Here is a 16,506-nt window from a genome sequence, read left to right as displayed (position 1 = left end):
ATAGTTGATGACGGAACAGAAGACCAAGGACTGACAGGAGCAGGGATGCCTACGAAGTACGACCTCGCCATCATCGGATCGGGCGGCGGAGCGTTCGCCGCCGCGATCCGTGCGAACACGCTCGGCAAGTCGGTGGTGATGATCGAGCGCGGGACGCTCGGCGGAACCTGCGTGAACACCGGCTGCGTGCCGTCGAAGGCGCTCATCGCCGCCGCCGACGCGCGGCACTCCGCGGCCGACGCCGCCGACCGTTTCCCGGGGATCGAAACGTCGGCGGATCCGGTGGACATGCCGGCGCTGATCGGGAGCAAGCAGGACCTGGTCGAGGGCCTGCGAGGCGAGAAGTACGTCGATGTCGCCGAGGCGTACGGATGGCACGTCCGCAAGGGCGACGCCTCGTTCGCCGGCACCCCCGACGCGCCGGTCCTGGAGGTCGTCGGACCCGACGGGGCCGTCGGGACCATCGAGGCTGACCAGTACCTGGTCGCGACCGGATCCCGGCCATGGGCCCCGCCGATCGAGGGCCTGGAAGAGGCCGGGTACCTGACCTCGACCACGGCGATGGAGCTGACGGCGGTGCCGAAGTCGCTGCTGGTGCTCGGCGGCGGCTACGTGGCGCTGGAGCAGGCCCAGCTGTATGCGCGTCTCGGGGCGAAGGTGACCCTGCTGGTCCGTTCCCGGCTGGCGTCGAAGGAGGAGCTGGAGGTGTCCAATGCCCTGGCCGAGGTCTTCTCCGACGAGGGCATCCGAGTGGTCCGCCGAGTGGTCCCGACCCGCGTCGCCCGCGACGCGGACGGACAGGTCGTCGTCACCGCCGACGTGTCCGGCGGATCGCAGGACTTCCGCGCCGACCAGGTTCTGGTCGCGCTCGGCCGACGGCCGGTCACCGAGGGACTCAACCTCGAGGCGGTGGAGGTGAAGACTGGCGACGCCGGGCAGATCGTCGTCTCTGACCAGCTGCAGTCGTCCAACCCCCGGGTCTGGGCCGCGGGGGACGTCACCGGGCACCCCGAGTTCGTCTATGTCGCCGCCCACCACGGCACCCTCGTGGCTGAGAACGCGTTCACAGATGCCCAGAAGCCGGTGGACTACGCGAGGCTGCCCCGGGTGACGTTCACCTCTCCTGCCATCGGCGCGGTCGGGATGACCGAGAAGCAGGTCCTCGAGGCGGGGATCCGCTGCGACTGCCGCGTCCTGCCCCTGCACTACGTGCCCCGCGCGCTGGTCAATCGCGACACCCGCGGCTTCATCAAGATGGTCGCCGACGCGGACACCGGGGAGATCCTGGGGCTGACCGCGGTCGCCAAGGACGCGGGGGAGCTGGCCGCCGCCGGGGTCCACGTGCTCGGCAAGACCATCGCCGAGGTCGCCGACGCCTGGGCACCCTACCTGACCATGGCCGAGGGCATCCGGATCGTCGCCAAGGCCTTCACCGCCGACGTCGCCAAGCTGTCCTGCTGCGCATGACCCGTCCTGAAGACAGCGAATACCCGAACCCAGAACTGGAGGAATCCGCAATGACCGATCTCAGCACACGACTGCCCGAGCGGCTCAGCCGGACCGAGGAGACCGGCCTCGATCCCGGCCTGCTGATCCCGCTGCTTCGGCTTCTCGCCGACGGCGATCCCGTCACGGTCGAGCAGCTCGCCACGGCCGCGGGCCGCACACCCGAGCAGGTCAGGAGCGGGCTGGCAGCGGTGCCCGACACCGAGTACGACGACCTGGGTCGGATCGTCGGCCAGGGCCTCACCCTGCGGCCCACCCCGCACCGGTTCACCGCGTCAGGAGAAGGGCTCTACACCTGGTGCGCGCTGGACACCCTGGTCTTCCCGGCGCTTCTCGGCCGCCCAGCGCGCGTGGAGTCGGTCTCCCCGGCCAGCGGCGAGATGATCCGCGTCGCCGTCGATCCGGTCGCCGGAGCCATAAGCATCGAGCCCGCCACTGCCGTGGTCTCGCTGATGAATCCGGACCAGATCACCTCGATCCGATCGTCGTTCTGCAACCAGGTGCACTACTTCACCTCTGTTGGCGACGCTGCCGAGTGGCTCGCCGAGCATCCCGGGGCCGAGGCGGTGCCGGTGGCCGAGGCGCATCGGATCGGAGCCGAACTCGCCGCGCGCCTGCTCGACCGGTCCCAGGGTGATGTCTCGGCGGCCGACGACTGCCGCCGCTGCTGCTGACCCAAGGCTTCGAGAGATTCGAGATACAGATGACATCAGAACACTATGACCGGCCAGGTGGCGGAGGCCTGCTCTTCGGGGCAGGTGCAGTGCTGCTCATGGCCGTCTGCTGCGCACTGCCATTGCTCATAGCCGGGGGAGTGCTCGCCGGCGTCGGAGGCCTCCTCGGCAGCCCCTGGGTGATCGGTGCGGGCATCGCGCTCGTCGCGCTCGTCCTGCTGGTCGTCGCCCGCCGCCGAGCCCGCCACGGCCGCACCGGACCCGACTGCTGCCTGCCGACCGACCCCACCCACCCCGCCGACCCGAAGGACGACCAGAACCGATGACGATATCCCTCACCCGCCGCACAACCCTTTCGCTCGCAGGCCTCCTGATCGTGGGTTCTCTGGCCTTGAGTGCCTGTGGTAGCGCCGACGAGGACAGGTCCTCCGCAGACGCCGGCTCGCCCGCACCCGTGACCAGTATCGACGGCCAGCAAATCAGCCTGCCAGCCGCTGGGAAGCCCACCGCCGTGTTCTTCTTCTCCGTCGGCTGCGGCGAATGCGTCGGCGGCGTCCGGTCCCTCGGTGAAGCCGCCGCCAGCGCCGAGGACAACGGCACTGATGCACAGTTCCTCGCCGTCGACATGGATCCGCGCGAGCCCAAGGAGACCATTGAGGGCTTCATGGAGTACGTCGAGGCCGAACACGTCCCCGCCGCCATCGACGAGGGCGCGGTCCTGTCGCAGCGCTTCGACGTCGCCGCGCTGTCCACCCTGATCATCGTCGACGCCGACGGCAAGGTGACATTCCGCGCCACCGACCCCGCCGCCGACACGATCGTCGCCGAGCTCGAGAAGGCCGGGGCCTGAGCCATGGGTGGACTTCTCGCGCTCGCTTTCGCCGCCGGGATGATCGCCCCGGTCAATCCCTGCGGCTTTGCCCTGCTCCCGGCGTGGATCACCCACGCGCTGGGCGACGCCGCATCCTCCCCGGCCCCGGTGCGCCTCCTGCGATCGCTGCGGGCAGGCCTCGCCGTGACGATCGGGTTCGCAGGCACGCTGGCGCTGGCGGGTATCGCTGTGAGCGCCGGAGCGCGGAGCCTGATCCAGGCCGCTCCAGCACTGGGGCTCGCCGTCGGCGTCGTGCTCGTCCTGTTCGGCGCGGCGATGCTGGCCGGTCGCTCGTTCTCGCTCCGGCTGCCCGGCATCCCCAGCCGGGTCACGGCGCGTCCGCCGAGCACCGCACGCATGGTCGTCTTCGGGGTCGGCTACGCCGCGGCGTCGCTGTCGTGCACCTTCGGCGTACTCCTGGCCGTCATCGCGCAGGCCCAGGCCACAGCCAGCTTCGCAGGGCTGCTCCTCGTGTTCGGCGTGTACGCCGCGGGCTCTGCCACCGTCTTGCTGATCGTCGCCGTTGCCGCCGCCGCAGCAGGTTCGGCGCTGTCGCGACGCATCGCATCGCTGGCGCGCTATGGGCCCAGGATTACTGCCTTCGTCCTCGTACTCACCGGTGCCTATCTGGCCTGGTACTGGTACCCGGCCGCCACCGGCGACGCTGCCGCCTCCAGTCGCACCAACGCCGTCGCCGGAGTCGCCACTGCGGTGTCGGGCTGGGTCCAAGGACACGTCGGTGTCGTCACCGGAGTGTCCGTCGCCGCCGTGATCGTCGTGCTGCTGATCGGGACCCTCAGCCGTCGCCGCCGCGCCAGCCTCCGGAAGACTGAGGCAGACTGCTGCGCCCCGGAGCCAGCGCGCTCTGCCGACGACCGGCAGAGCGCAGAAACCGAGTGACCACAACCCTGGCCGATGGCCGTGGACGAATGGCTCGACGTCGCCGCCTCGGCAGAGCGCCACGGCTGCAGCAAGAGCAGCTGGCGGCGCGTCTGGCAGGGCAGGCTCCCCGCCCGGACCGAGAAGGTGGACGGACGCGACGGACGCATGGTCATCAAGACGCTGATCCGGGTCTCCGACCTGGACCCGGGCGTTCGGCCTGACCGCGCACGCCGAGCACGTCCGGAAGATCCGCCAGGCCGCGCCGCCGCTGACGCGGGAGCAGACGACGTTCATCGCCAAGGTCTTCACGGACCACCTGCTCGAACAGGACGCCAAGAGAAGAAGAGAAGGGGAGGCCGGGACTGCGTCGTAGCCGACGCAGTGCCCATCTTCGTTGGCGGAGGCATCCTGTGCCCACGGTCACGGATGCCCGATTCTTCCTTCGACCGGGCCGTTGACATGTTGAAGTCCTGAGGCCGTACTCTGGTGTGTAGGCAGTGCGCGTCCTTCACGCGTCGTCTCACCGTGAAGTATCCTCTGACCAGCGGAAACGCCACCTTCAGAGGCTCCCAGTTTTTCAATGTATCTATCGTGGGAAGTTGGGGTACTTCGCGCGCAGCCTCCAGGTCTACGGCCGCACCGGGCAGCCCTGCCCGCGCTGCGGCACCCCGATCACCCGGCTCACCGTCGGCGGCCGCTCGTCGCACGTGTGCCCCGCATGCCAGCGGCCGCCGCGTCGGGCCCGGACAGGCTGAGTCCACCGTTCGGGTGCGGCGCACTGACGAGTCCGGTGAGTCGGCCACCAGCAGGGTCGTCCACGCGTCATCCAGCACTCGTCGTGCGCTGGGCGCGCCTCTCACCAGGGATCCGTGCAGTCCCGTCCACCACTGCCGCCGGCGCGGACACCTCGATGTGCGCCATTAGAATGCCGAGGATACTCGTCACAGTATCATGATGTGCGTGCTATTCTCGTCATTGACAGGAGGTGGCGGAATGCCTGGGTATCGGATCGACCGCGAGCTCGCGGAGTTCGGTGAGCACGTGCGCGGTTGGCGCATGGTGCTGGGGCTCACCGCTCAGCAGGTGGCGGAGCGCGCCGGCATCACCCGGGATACCCTGCGCAGGGTCGAGTCCGGGGACGCAGGTGTGGGCTTCGGCAACGTCGCACAGGTGCTGCGCGCCCTCGGGGTCCTTGAGAAGGCCGTCGATGCGGTCGACCCGCTCGAGAGCGATATCGGCAGGCTTCGCGCCGGCAAGCTCGTGAGGAAGCGTGCGCGATGACCACCGTCGAGATCTTCGTCGATCGGGCCGGGGAGCCCGCACTGGTGGGCCAGGCGCACTTCAGCAGACGGCGCGGCCGGATCTCCACCACGTTCCTCTACGACCCGGGCTATCTGGCGGGGGGCGGCAGCAGCATCGACCCGGCCCTGCCGGTGACGGCGGGCGCGCAGCACCAGTCCGGGCTGGTGCGAGCCTTCGCGGACAGTGCTCCCGACCGCTGGGGGCGGAACCTCATCGAGAAGGCGGAGCGCGTCCGGGCCCGTGAGGCACACCGAGCGCCGCGCCGACTCGATGACCTCGACTTCCTCCTGGGTGTCAGCGACGACACGCGCCAGGGAGCCCTGCGGTATCGGCTCGCAGGCAGCACGGAGTTCCTCGGCGAGCCGTCTCACGTGCCGCAGCTGGTCTCGCTCCCGGAGCTGCTGCGCGCCTCCGACGAGCTCACCTCGGACGAGGACCCCGCTGCCGCAGTGAAGCAGCTGCTCGACACGGGGACGACCGGGCTGGGCGGGGCCCGCCCCAAGGCCTCGGTGCGCCTCGAGGACGGCGCACTGGCGATCGCCAAGTTCCCGCACGGCAGCGACCAGTGGGACGTCATGGCCTGGGAGGCGACGGCCTTGGATCTACTGGACGCCGCGGGGATCAGAACACCCGATCGACGGCTCACCCGAGTAGGAGAGCGCAGCGTGCTCCTCCTGAGACGGTTCGACCGCACGCCCCGTGGGCACCGCGTCGGCTACATCAGTGCGATGACGGCGCTCGCCGCATCCGACGGCGACCACCGCGACTATGGCGAGATCGCCGGATCCATGAGGGATCTCTCGCGTTCCCTCTCGACAGACCACCACGAGCTCTTCGATCGCGCAGTCGCCGGCGTCGCCCTGGGAAACACCGACGATCACCTGCGCAACCACGGGTTCCTCGCCGACCGAGGATTCTGGACGCTCAGCCCCGCGTTCGACGTCAACCCGAGCCCTGACCCATGGCGAACGCGCGCCACCTCGATCATGGGCGCCGATGCGCTTCCCGATGAAGCCGAGGCCCTGCTCGCACTGGCGCAGGAGTGCAGCCTGACGGTCGATCAGGCGCGTGAGCGGATCCGTGCCGTCTCCGCGGCACTGGCGGCATGGAGAGAGGCTGCGCGTTCGAACGGGATCCGGGAACGCGAGATCACAGAGATGGCTGAATCGATCGAGACCCGCTTGGGCGCTGTGGCTGCCGCCGCAGGCACGACATGATGTCAGGAGAGCCGCCGCTGTGCCCGTTGACGAGTGGGAGCGTCCGACCGTCGGCGGCCGGTCGAGCCACATCTGCCCCGCACACCCGCGGCCCCCGCGCCGGGCCCGGATAGGCTGAGGCCACCATGTACCTCAAGTCCCTGTCCCTGCGCGGCTTCAAGTCCTTCGCGTCCGCCACGCGCATCGACCTCGAGCCCGGGATCACCTGCGTCGTCGGCCCGAACGGCTCGGGCAAGTCGAACGTCGTCGACGCGCTCGCCTGGGTGATGGGGGAGCAGGGGGCGAAGAACCTGCGCGGCGGCAAGATGGACGACGTGATCTTCGCCGGGACCTCGCAGCGCCAGGCGCTCGGCCGCGCCGAGGTCAGCCTGACGATCGACAACACCGACGGAGCGATCCCGATCGAGTACACCGAGGTGACGATCTCCCGCACGCTGTTCCGCACCGGCGGCAGCGAGTACGCCGTCAACGGCGCCCCGGCCCGCCTGCTCGACATCCAGGAGCTCCTCAACGACTCCGGGCTCGGCAAGGAGATGCACGTCATCGTCGGGCAGGGGCGCCTCGACCAGATCCTCCACGCCGACCCGCTCGAGCGGCGCGGCTTCATCGAGGAGGCCGCCGGCGTCCTCAAGCACCGCCGCCGCAAGGACAAGGCCCTGCGCAAGCTCACCGGCCTGCAGACCAACCTCGACCGTCTCTCCGACCTCCGCGCCGAGCTCGCCCGCCAGCTCGGACCGCTCGGACGGCAGGCGAAGGCCGCGAAGCGCGCCGCCGTCGTCCAGGCGACCCTGCGCGACACCGCCGCCCGCCTGCTCGCCGACGACATCGTCCAGGCCCAGGCGCGGCTCGCCTCCGCGGCCGGCCCCGAGAGCGCCCCGGAGCGCACCGCCGCCCTCGTAGCCGAGCTCGCCGGGCTGGATACCCGGATCGCGGAGCTCGAATCGGAGATCACCGGGCACGAATCCGGCACCGAGGAGATCCGTCGTCGGCTCCGCACCGCCGGCACCCTGGCCGCCCGCGCCGCCGCCCTCGCCGAACGGGCCGGCGACCGCGTCCACTACCTCCAGCAGGCCCCGCCGGAGCGCACCGGCGAGACCCCGGCCGCGCTGCGCGAACGCGCCGAGCGCTACGCCGCCGAACTCGACGAGGTGCGCGGCGAGGTCGAGGACCGCACCGGAACGCTGACCACCCTCACCGAGCGCCGCGAGGAGACCCAGGCCCGGCTCACCGAGGCCGAAACCGCCCTCACCGCGCAGCGCGCCCGGATCTCCGCCCAGCTGCGCTCCCGGGCCGACCTGCAGAGCTCCCGCGAGGTCGCCCACAAGACGCTCACCGACGCGCAGACCGGGCTGACCGCCCTCGACACCGCGGAGACCGACCTCACCGAGCGGCTCACCACCGCCCGCACCCGGCTCACCGCAGCGCAGGCCGCGGCGGAGGCCTCCGAATCCGGGGAGAGCGAGCTCGACGCCGCCCATGAATCCGCGCTCGCCGAACAGACGGCGCTCGAGGAGCGCACCGCGGCCGTGCGCGCCGAGCTCCGTGAGGTCGACACCGAGCTCGGCCAGGCCGAGGCCCGCGCCGAGGCGCTGCGGATCGGCACCCGGCTCGCCGCCGCGACCGCGGACATCCTCGCCGCCGGCATCCCCGGCGTGCGCGCGGCCGTCGGCGAGCTCCTCACCATCGAGGCCGGGTACGAGACCGCGGTCACCGCCGTCCTCGACCACGCGGCCGAGGCGATCCTCGCCGACGACCCGCAGGCCGCCCTCGCCGTGCTCGAACACGTCGGCCCCGACACCCTCGTCGACGTCGTCATCGCCGACCCCGCCGACTCCGCGCCCGATGCCTCCGCGCCCGCGGCCTCCCCGGCCGCCGCCTCGGCCGCGGGGTCACGCCCGCTGCGCGGACTCGTCACCACCCCGGACCCCGGCCTCGCCGCCCTCCTCGACACCGCACTCGCCGGTGTCACGACCGCCCCGGACCTCACCGCCGCGGTCGCCGCCCTGCGCGTGGACCCGCAGACCGTGTCCGTCACCCCGGCCGGTGAGGTCGTCAGCGCCTGCGGCATCCGCCGGGCCGGTTCCGCGGAGGCCGCCCGGATCGCCACCCGCGCCGCGCTCGCGGAGACCGAGGAGCTCATGGCCGGGCTGCGGTCCCGCCGGGAGGAGCTCGCCGCCGCGCTCGCCGCCCTCGCCCCGGAGCAGGAGCGGGCCCGGGTCGCCGTCGAGGCCGCGCTCGGCGCCCTCCACGAATCCGATGCCCGCATCGTCACCGCCGGCGAGGAGCTGTCTCGTGCCGCCGCCGCCCTCGACGCGCTCGACACCCGGCTGAGCGAGCTCGCGGCCTCCCGCGAGCGCCTCGGTGCGGAGGCCGAAGCCGCCCGCACCGCGCTCGAGGCCGCCGACGCAGCGCTCGCGGAGAACTCCGAGACCGTCGACGCCGAACCCGACACCGAGGAGCGCGACGCACTCGCCGCGACCGCCCGCCGGCTCGGCGAGGAGGTCATGGAGGCGCGGATCGCGCTGCGCTCGATCGAGGACCGGGCCGGCTTCCTCACCGACCGGGTCGCCGCGCTGCGCCGCCAGGCCGAGACCGAGGAGGCCGCCCGGGAGCAGGCCGCGCGCGCCGCTGCCCGCCGCCGCGCCCAGGCCGACAGCGCCGGCGAGCTCGCCCGCGTCGCCGCGGCCCTCGCCACCCACCTCAGCGCGCTCGAATCCGGGGCCGAGGAGGAGCTCGCCGCCTCCCGCGCCCACCGCGGCGGGCTCGAATCCGCGCTCGCCGAGGCGCGCACCCGCCGCACGGAGCGGGCCGACGACCTCGCCGCGCTCACCCGGGCCGAGCACGAGGCCCAGCTCACCCGGGAGCGTCACGTCATCCACCTCGACGAGCTCACCCGCCGCGCCCAGGCGGAGATCGGCCTGTCCGCCGACCACCTCGTCGAGCAGTTCGGCCCCCACCTGCCGGTGCCCGGACCGGCGGAGGAGGACGCGCCGGAGCCGTTCGTCCGCGCCGCGGTGGAGAATGCCCACGCCGCCGCGGAGCGGACGCTCAAGTCGATCGGCGCGGTCAATCCGCTCGCGCTCGAGGAGTACGCCGCGCTCACCGAGCGCCACGACTTCCTCGAGAAGCAGATCAACGACATCGAGACGAGCCGCCGCGACCTCATGGGACTCGTGCGCGAGGTCGACGACCACGTCAAAGAGGTGTTCGCCGCCGCCTTCGCGGACACCCAGCGGGAGTTCGCCGACATCTTCACCCGCCTGTTCCCCGGGGGCGAGGGCTCGCTCACCCTCACCGACCCCGAGGACATGCTCGCCACCGGCGTCGAGGTCCACGCCCGCCCGGCCGGCAAGAAGGTCAAGCGGCTCTCCCTGCTGTCGGGCGGGGAGCGCTCGCTCGTCGCGGTCGCGATGCTCGTCGCGATCTTCAAGGCCCGGCCCAGCCCGTTCTACGTCATGGACGAGGTCGAGGCCGCCCTCGACGACGTCAACCTGTCCCGCCTCCTCACCGTGTTCCGCGAGCTGCGCGAGTCCTCGCAGCTCATCGTCATCACCCACCAGAAGCGGACGATGGAGATCGCCGACGCCCTCTACGGCGTGACGATGTCCGGTGACGGCATCTCCCGCGTGATCTCCCAGCGAATTCACCAGCCGTCCTGACGCGCGCCCGTCCGGCGGCCCCCGCGCGGGCGGATACACTGGTCCGAGACCTCGCGGGAGAACGCCCGCGACCCAACCCAGCGAAGGAGCGACCGGCCGATGTCCTCACCTACCGCCACGCGGGGTACCCGATGGATGTAGGCGCCGGGATCGTCATCCTCATCGGGCTCGGTGTCTCGTTCGGCATCGGGCTCGTCATCGTCCTCCTCGTCGCTCTGCCCGGCCTCCGTGCCGAGGGCCGGATCAAGCCCGCAGGCCGCCAGCGCTTCCGCCTGCCCTCGGAATGGACCGGCTTCGACGACGACGTCCACGGCTTCTTCGGCCACGACGGGGACACCTCGCACCTCGCGACCCGCGAGCAGGCGGCCGTGACCGCGATGCAGGAGCACTCCTACGCCCTGCGCCCGCAGCCCCGCCGCCACGCCTCGCCGCCCTGGCTGACGTTCCGGCCGCGCACCCGGCACTGGAAGGTGCCGGAGACCGGCACCGGCTTCCGCACCGCCGTCGTCCTGCTCTTCGGCTGACCCGCCGCGCCGGCCGGCTGCCGCAGCTCGTCGGACCGGACCCGCCACCCCACAGCAACCCACTTAGGAGCTGATCGTGGATCCCATCAGTCTCATCGCTCTCCTCGGCGCCCTCGTCCTCGTGTTCGTCGTCTCCGGCATCGCCCTCTACGGGCCGCCGAAGACCCGCCGCCGGCGCCACCTGCCGCCGACCACCCCGGATCTCACCACCGCGCCGGACCGCGGTGTAGGCACCGACACGCTCGAGGCGCCGCCGGTCACCGCCCCCGAGGTCGAGGGCGAGGTCGTCGTCGAGACCGTGCCCGAGGTCCCCGCCCGGGAGCTCGAGACCCCCACCGAGCCGCGCACCCGGCTGGCGAAGCTCCGCGCGCGGCTGGCGAAGTCGAACTCCTCCCTCGGCCGCGGCCTGCTCTCCCTGCTCTCCCGCGACACCCTCGACGAGTCGACCTGGGAGGAGATCGAGGACACGCTGATCATGGCCGACCTCGGCGTCGACCCGGCCACCGAGCTCGTCGACCGGCTGCGCGAGCGGGTGCGCGTGCTCGGCACGCGCGACCCGCAGACCGTCCGCGACCTCCTGCGCGAGGAGCTCATCGCCGTCGTCGACCCGACGATGGACCGCAGCCTGCAGGTCGAGCGCGCCGACAGCGACCCCGCCGTCGTCCTCGTCGTCGGCGTCAACGGCGCCGGCAAGACGACGACCGTCGGCAAGATCGCCCGCGTGCTCGTCGCCGAGGACCGCTCGGTGCTGCTCGGTGCCGCCGACACCTTCCGCGCCGCCGCCGCCGAACAGCTCACCACCTGGGGTGAGCGCGTGGGCGTCGAGACCGTGCGCGGTCTCGAGGGCGCCGACCCGGCCTCCGTGGCCTACACCGCGGTCGAGCGCGGGATGCAGGAGGGCACCGACGTCGTCCTCATCGACACCGCCGGGCGCCTGCAGAACAAGAAGGGGCTCATGGACGAGCTCGGCAAGGTCAAGCGCGTCGCCGCCCGTCCCCTGTCGCCGGAGCACGATTCCCTCGACGAGGTGCTCCTCGTCCTCGACGCGACCACCGGGCAGAACGGCATGCAGCAGGCGAAGGTGTTCTCCGAGGCCGTGAACATCACCGGCATCGTGCTCACCAAGCTCGACGGCACCGCGAAGGGCGGCATCGTCGTCGCCGTGCAGCGTGCGCTCGGCGTGCCGGTCAAGCTCATCGGGCTCGGCGAGGGTGCCGACGACCTCGCGCCCTTCGACGCCGCCGGCTTCGTCGACGCCCTGCTCGCCGAGCAGTGACCTGAAACCGGTCGCGATCAGGCGGCCGGCCCCTGCCGCCGGGTCGTGGATGTGACCCGAAACACGGTCGTAACGCCGCCGCCGCACCCGTAACGCAGCCGAAACCTGGGACGTTCCGTCTCGAAACACCGGGATTCGAGAATGTTCACCAGCGGAGCCACAGATCTCCGCGGAACGGGCAGCCCGACCTCGAGGTCGGCCACCCGTCCTGAACATCTCACGGCTGGAACGAAACCATGGAAATCACTGCAGTGGACGTATGGGTGATGGTGAGCGCCGCACTCGTGCTGCTCATGACGCCCGGCGTCGCCTTCCTGTACGGCGGCATGACCCGCGCCAAGTCCGTCCTCAACATGCTCATGATGAGCTTCGCATCGATGGCCGTCGTCGGCGTGGTGTGGGTCCTCTGGGGCTTCTCGATGAGCGGATCGACCGGAGTCGCGCAGCTGTTCGGCAACCCGTTCGAGGCCTTCGGCCTCAGCGGTCTCGTCGGCACCACCGACCTCATCGGCGCCGGCTTCGGCGCGACCTTCGCGATCATCACCGTCGCCCTGATCTCCGGCGGCATCGCCGACCGGACGAAATTCTCCGCCTGGATGGTCTTCGTGCCCGTCTGGGTCACGCTCGTCTACTGCCCGATGGCCTTCATGGTGTGGGGCGGCGGCCTGCTGTCCGCCGACGGCCTCATCGGCAGCACCTTCGGAGAGGCGATCGACTACGCCGGCGGCACCGTCGTCCACATCAACGCCGGCATCGCCGCCCTCGTCCTCGCCCTCATCATCGGCAAGCGCAAGGGCTTCGGCACCGATCCCTCCCATCGCCCGCACAACATCCCGTTCGTCATGCTCGGCGCCACCCTCCTGTGGTTCGGCTGGTTCGGCTTCAACGGCGGCGCGGCGACCGATCCCGCCGAGGCCGGCCTGATCTGGGTCAACACCATGGCCGCCCCGGCCGCGGCGTTCATCGCCTGGATCCTCGTCGAGTGGATGCGCGACGGCAAGCCCACCAGCCTCGGCGGCGCCTCGGGCATCGTCGCCGGCCTCGTGGCGATCACCCCGGCCTGTGCGAACGTGTCCCCGCTCGGCGCGATCGCGATCGGCATCATCGCCGGCATCTGCTCCGCGCTGGCCGTCGGACTCAAGTACCGCCTCGGCTACGACGACTCGCTCGACGTCGTCGGCGTCCACCTCGTGTCCGGTCTCGTCGGCACCCTGGCCCTGGGCCTCTTCGCGCTGCCGGTCGAGGGCGAGGGCGGCGGCCTGTTCTACGGCGGCGGCCTCGGTCAGCTCGTCGCGCAGACGGTGGCGGCGGTCTTCGCGATCCTCTTCACCGCGATCGTCACCTTCATCATCGGTATGGTGATCCACAAGACCATCGGCATGCGGGCCGCCGAGGAGGACGAGGTCACCGGCATCGACCTCACCGAGCACGCGGAGACGGCCTACGAGTACGGCGGTCTGGGCACCGGCGGCGCCTTCCGACCGCACCCCTCGTCGCCGGCCGCGCACCGCAGGACGACCACCCTCGACGAAAGTGTGAACGCATGAAGCTCATCACCGCCATCGTCCGACCCGACAAGCTCGCGGACATCCGCGACGGCCTGGAGGAGTTCGGAGTCCAGGGTCTGACCGTCTCCGAGGCCAGCGGCTACGGACGGCAGAAGGGCCACAAGCAGTTCTACCGAGGTGCCGCGTACACGCAGGACCTCGTCCCCAAGCTGCGGATCGAGGTGCTCGCCTCGGCGGAGGACGCGCCGCGGATCTGCGATGTGCTCCTCGCCCGGGCCACGACCGGACAGCCCGGCGACGGCAAGATCTGGATCACCGCGGTCGACCAGATCATCCGGGTCTCCGACCGGAGCGAGGGAGAGGCTGCCCTGTAGTCCCAGCCGGCTGCATGGCAGAGAAGTCCCGGGGCGGGTGCCGATCACGGCTCCCGCCCCGGGATCATTCATGCACCGGGACTTGGTACCCTGGGAGGTCGAACTGCTCGGCCTCCCTCGACGAAAGCTGCGAAACCTCGTGTTCAACTCCCTCTCCGATCGGCTGACGACGACCTTCAAGAACCTGCGCGGCAAGGGCAGGCTCTCCGAAGCCGACGTCGACGCCACGATCCGGGAAATCCGGCGTGCGCTGCTCGACGCCGACGTCGCGCTGCCGGTGGTGCGCACGTTCACCGGGAAGGTCCGCGAGCGGGCGCTGTCCTCGGAGGTGTCGCAGGCGCTCAACCCCGGCCAGCAGGTCGTCAAGATCGTCAACGACGAGCTCGTCGGGATCCTCGGCGGGCAGACCCGTCGCCTGCAGTTCGCCAAGCGCCCGCCGACCGTGATCATGCTCGCCGGACTCCAGGGCGCGGGCAAGACGACGCTCGCCGGCAAGCTCGCCCATTGGCTCAAGTCCGAGGGCCACCGGCCGATGCTCGTCGCCGCCGACCTCCAGCGGCCCAATGCCGTCAACCAGCTCCAGGTCGTCGGCGAGCGCGCCGGCGCCTTCACCTACGCACCCGAGCCCGGCAACGGCGTCGGCGATCCGGTCAAGGTCGCGACGGACGCGATGGACGTCGCCCGCTCGAAGCTCTACGACGTCGTCATCGTCGACACCGCCGGCCGCCTCGGCATCGACGAGGTGCTCATGCAGCAGGCCGCGGACATCCGCGCCGCCGTGAACCCCGACGAGGTGCTCTTCGTCATCGACGCGATGATCGGCCAGGACGCGGTCACCACCGCCGAGGCCTTCCTCGCCGGCGTCGACTTCACCGGCGTCGTGCTCTCCAAGCTCGACGGCGACTCCCGCGGCGGCGCCGCGCTGTCCGTCGCCCAGGTCACCGGCCGGCCGATCATGTTCGCCTCCACCGGTGAAGGGCTGCGGGACTTCGAGCAGTTCCACCCGGACCGGATGGCCGACCGCATCCTCGACATGGGCGACATCCTCACGCTCATCGAGCAGGCGGAGAAGACCTTCGACCAGAAGGAGACGGAGAAGCTCGCCAAGAAGGTCGAGTCCGGCGAGGACTTCGACCTCGACGACTTCCTCACCCAGATGGCCGCCATCAAGAAGATGGGGTCGCTGAAGAAGATGCTCGGCATGATGCCGGGCATGTCCCAGTACAAGGAGCAGCTCGAGGCGTTCGACGAGCGCGAGATCGACCGCGTCGAGGCGATCGTGCGCTCGATGACCCCGTACGAGCGGGCGAACCCGCGGATCCTCAACGGCTCGCGCCGCCAGCGCATCGCCAAGGGCTCCGGCACCACCGTGACCCAGGTCAATCAGCTCATGGAGCGGTTCGTGCAGGCGCAGAAGATGATGCGCCAGATGCGCAAGGGCGGCGGCGGCCGCGGCGGCCAGATGCCGGGCATGCCCCAGATGCCGGGGATGCCGCAGATGCCCGGCGGTGGTGGACCCGGCGGCGGCTCGCGGAACAAGAAGAAGGGCAAGAAGAAGCCCGCCGGCAAGTCGGGCAACCCGGCCAAGCGCGCCGAGCAGGCGCGTCTCGCCGAGCAGCGGAAGCAGGGTCAGGCGCCCGATCCCGCGGGCTCCGCGTTCGGCGGCATCGACCTCGGCGGCGACGAGGAGCTCGACCTCAGCAAGCTGCCCAAGGGCTTCGGCGGTATGTTCGGCTCAGGTGGCAGCAAGTAGCACTTTCTGGCACAATGGTCCCTTGTACTCGACCGGCCGGGGACCCTCTCAACCTCGGGCCGGTTCAGTCCACGCGATCATGCCCGCACCGTCCTGCCCCACGGACCCGCGAGCGGATCGCGACACCTATCTTCCAAAGGAGACACCACTACAGTGGCAGTCAAGATTCGCCTCACCCGCCTGGGCAAGGTCCATGCACCCTTCTACCGCGTCGTCGTCGCCGACTCGCGGACCCGCCGCGATGGCAAGACCATCGAGGACATCGGCAAGTATCACCCGCTCGAGGAGCCCTCGCTCGTCGAGATCGACTCCGAGCGCGCGCTCTACTGGCTGTCCGTCGGCGCCCAGCCGACCGACCAGGTCCGCGCCCTGCTCAAGCTCACCGGCGACTGGCAGAAGTTCACCGGTGAGGGCGAGGCCGTCAGCACCGTGAAGCCGCAGCAGGAGAAGGCGGCCTTCGAGGCCCCGGCCACCGGCTCGGTCATCAAGGAGGCGACGACGCCCAAGGGCGGCGACAAGGCCGAGGAGCCCGCAGCCGAGGCCCCCGCCGAGGAGCCCGCGGCCGCTGAGTCGACCGACGAGGAGAAGGCGGAAGCCTGATCATGCTCGCCAACGCTCTCGAACACCTGGTCCGCGGCATCGTCGACAACCCCGAGGACGTCTCGGTGCGCAGTCGCAGCGGACACCGCGGCACCTCGCTCGAGGTGCGCGTGCACCCCGACGACCTCGGTCGGGTGATCGGCCGGTCCGGTCGCACCGCGAAGGCGCTGCGGACCGTGATCGGAGCACTCGCCGGGCGCGAGAGCGTCCGCGTCGACCTCGTCGAGGCCTGACGCCCGCCGCGCACCCGGCCCCCCGCGACAATGCGATTTCCCAAGGTTTCTGTGAACAGAACCTTGGGATTTCGCATTCTCGGCACAGTTCCGCCGGATCCCGCGCGCCCGCCCCGGCGGGATCCGG

Annotated in this window: 16 protein-coding genes; all 16 read left to right on the top strand. The window is 71.1% G+C overall.

The genetic code is table 11. The features are described 5' to 3' along the window. The first annotated feature begins 45 nt into the window (after positions 1–45). The 16 genes from merA to MTQ12_RS02985 all read left to right on the top strand — a co-directional run bounded on the left by merA (position 46) and on the right by MTQ12_RS02985 (position 16,379). A complete protein-coding gene (gene merA / locus MTQ12_RS03060; protein WP_137320160.1) occupies positions 46–1,467 on the top strand; it encodes a mercury(II) reductase in 1,422 nt (473 codons plus the stop codon). A gap of 50 nt (positions 1,468–1,517) precedes the next feature. Further along, a complete protein-coding gene (gene merB / locus MTQ12_RS03055; protein ID WP_137320159.1) occupies positions 1,518–2,180 on the top strand; it encodes an organomercurial lyase MerB in 663 nt (220 codons plus the stop codon). A 29-nt stretch (positions 2,181–2,209) separates the two neighbouring features. Then, a complete protein-coding gene (locus MTQ12_RS03050) occupies positions 2,210–2,506 on the top strand; it encodes a hypothetical protein (RefSeq protein ID WP_137320158.1) in 297 nt (98 codons plus the stop codon). Beyond that, the gene (locus tag MTQ12_RS03045; RefSeq protein ID WP_137320157.1) at positions 2,503–3,030 is read left to right on the top strand and encodes a TlpA disulfide reductase family protein; all 528 of its coding nucleotides are present in this window, start codon (positions 2,503–2,505) and stop codon (positions 3,028–3,030) included. Before MTQ12_RS03050 ends, MTQ12_RS03045 begins: the two co-directional genes overlap by 4 nt. Before the next feature lie 3 nt (positions 3,031–3,033). Then, positions 3,034–3,951 carry a cytochrome c biogenesis protein CcdA gene (locus MTQ12_RS03040; protein WP_137320156.1) on the top strand — a complete coding sequence of 306 codons (918 nt, stop codon included), beginning with the start codon at positions 3,034–3,036 and terminating at the stop codon, positions 3,949–3,951. A gap of 479 nt (positions 3,952–4,430) precedes the next feature. Then, positions 4,431–4,688, top strand: a complete 258-nt coding sequence (locus MTQ12_RS15130; protein WP_348983838.1) for a zinc finger domain-containing protein — start codon at positions 4,431–4,433, stop codon at positions 4,686–4,688. Between the two features lie 238 nt (positions 4,689–4,926). After that, the gene (locus tag MTQ12_RS03030; RefSeq protein WP_247423847.1) at positions 4,927–5,214 is read left to right on the top strand and encodes a helix-turn-helix transcriptional regulator; all 288 of its coding nucleotides are present in this window, start codon (positions 4,927–4,929) and stop codon (positions 5,212–5,214) included. Next, the gene (locus MTQ12_RS03025) at positions 5,211–6,452 is read left to right on the top strand and encodes a type II toxin-antitoxin system HipA family toxin (RefSeq protein ID WP_247423844.1); all 1,242 of its coding nucleotides are present in this window, start codon (positions 5,211–5,213) and stop codon (positions 6,450–6,452) included. The genes MTQ12_RS03030 and MTQ12_RS03025 overlap by 4 nt, the downstream gene beginning before the upstream one ends. A gap of 125 nt (positions 6,453–6,577) precedes the next feature. Then, positions 6,578–10,111, top strand: a complete 3,534-nt coding sequence (smc, locus tag MTQ12_RS03020; RefSeq protein WP_247423842.1) for a chromosome segregation protein SMC — start codon at positions 6,578–6,580, stop codon at positions 10,109–10,111. 131 nt (positions 10,112–10,242) lie between these two features. After that, positions 10,243–10,635, top strand: a complete 393-nt coding sequence (locus MTQ12_RS03015) for a hypothetical protein (protein WP_247423840.1) — start codon at positions 10,243–10,245, stop codon at positions 10,633–10,635. A 76-nt stretch (positions 10,636–10,711) separates the two neighbouring features. Then, positions 10,712–11,911 (top strand): signal recognition particle-docking protein FtsY, encoded by a 1,200-nt coding sequence (gene ftsY / locus MTQ12_RS03010; protein WP_247423838.1) that lies wholly within the window; start codon positions 10,712–10,714, stop codon positions 11,909–11,911. A gap of 236 nt (positions 11,912–12,147) precedes the next feature. Then, positions 12,148–13,458: an ammonium transporter gene (locus MTQ12_RS03005; RefSeq protein WP_137320144.1), complete on the top strand. Its 1,311-nt coding sequence runs from the start codon at positions 12,148–12,150 to the stop codon at positions 13,456–13,458. Continuing rightward, entirely contained in the window at positions 13,455–13,793 is a 339-nt protein-coding gene (locus MTQ12_RS03000; protein ID WP_247423836.1) for a P-II family nitrogen regulator, read from the top strand. Before MTQ12_RS03005 ends, MTQ12_RS03000 begins: the two co-directional genes overlap by 4 nt. A gap of 139 nt (positions 13,794–13,932) precedes the next feature. Continuing rightward, on the top strand, positions 13,933–15,546 hold the full coding sequence (gene ffh, locus MTQ12_RS02995) for a signal recognition particle protein (RefSeq protein WP_137320142.1): 1,614 nt from the start codon (positions 13,933–13,935) through the stop codon (positions 15,544–15,546). Between the two features lie 153 nt (positions 15,547–15,699). Continuing rightward, positions 15,700–16,146 carry a 30S ribosomal protein S16 gene (rpsP, locus tag MTQ12_RS02990; protein WP_137320141.1) on the top strand — a complete coding sequence of 149 codons (447 nt, stop codon included), beginning with the start codon at positions 15,700–15,702 and terminating at the stop codon, positions 16,144–16,146. A 2-nt stretch (positions 16,147–16,148) separates the two neighbouring features. Further along, entirely contained in the window at positions 16,149–16,379 is a 231-nt protein-coding gene (locus tag MTQ12_RS02985; RefSeq protein ID WP_137320140.1) for an RNA-binding protein, read from the top strand. The last annotated feature ends 127 nt before the right edge of the window (positions 16,380–16,506 follow it).

This window comes from Brevibacterium sp. R8603A2 (genome assembly GCF_023072605.1).
Taxonomy (GTDB): domain Bacteria; phylum Actinomycetota; class Actinomycetes; order Actinomycetales; family Brevibacteriaceae; genus Brevibacterium; species Brevibacterium pityocampae.
This window is presented reverse-complemented; position numbering and strand designations above follow the sequence as displayed.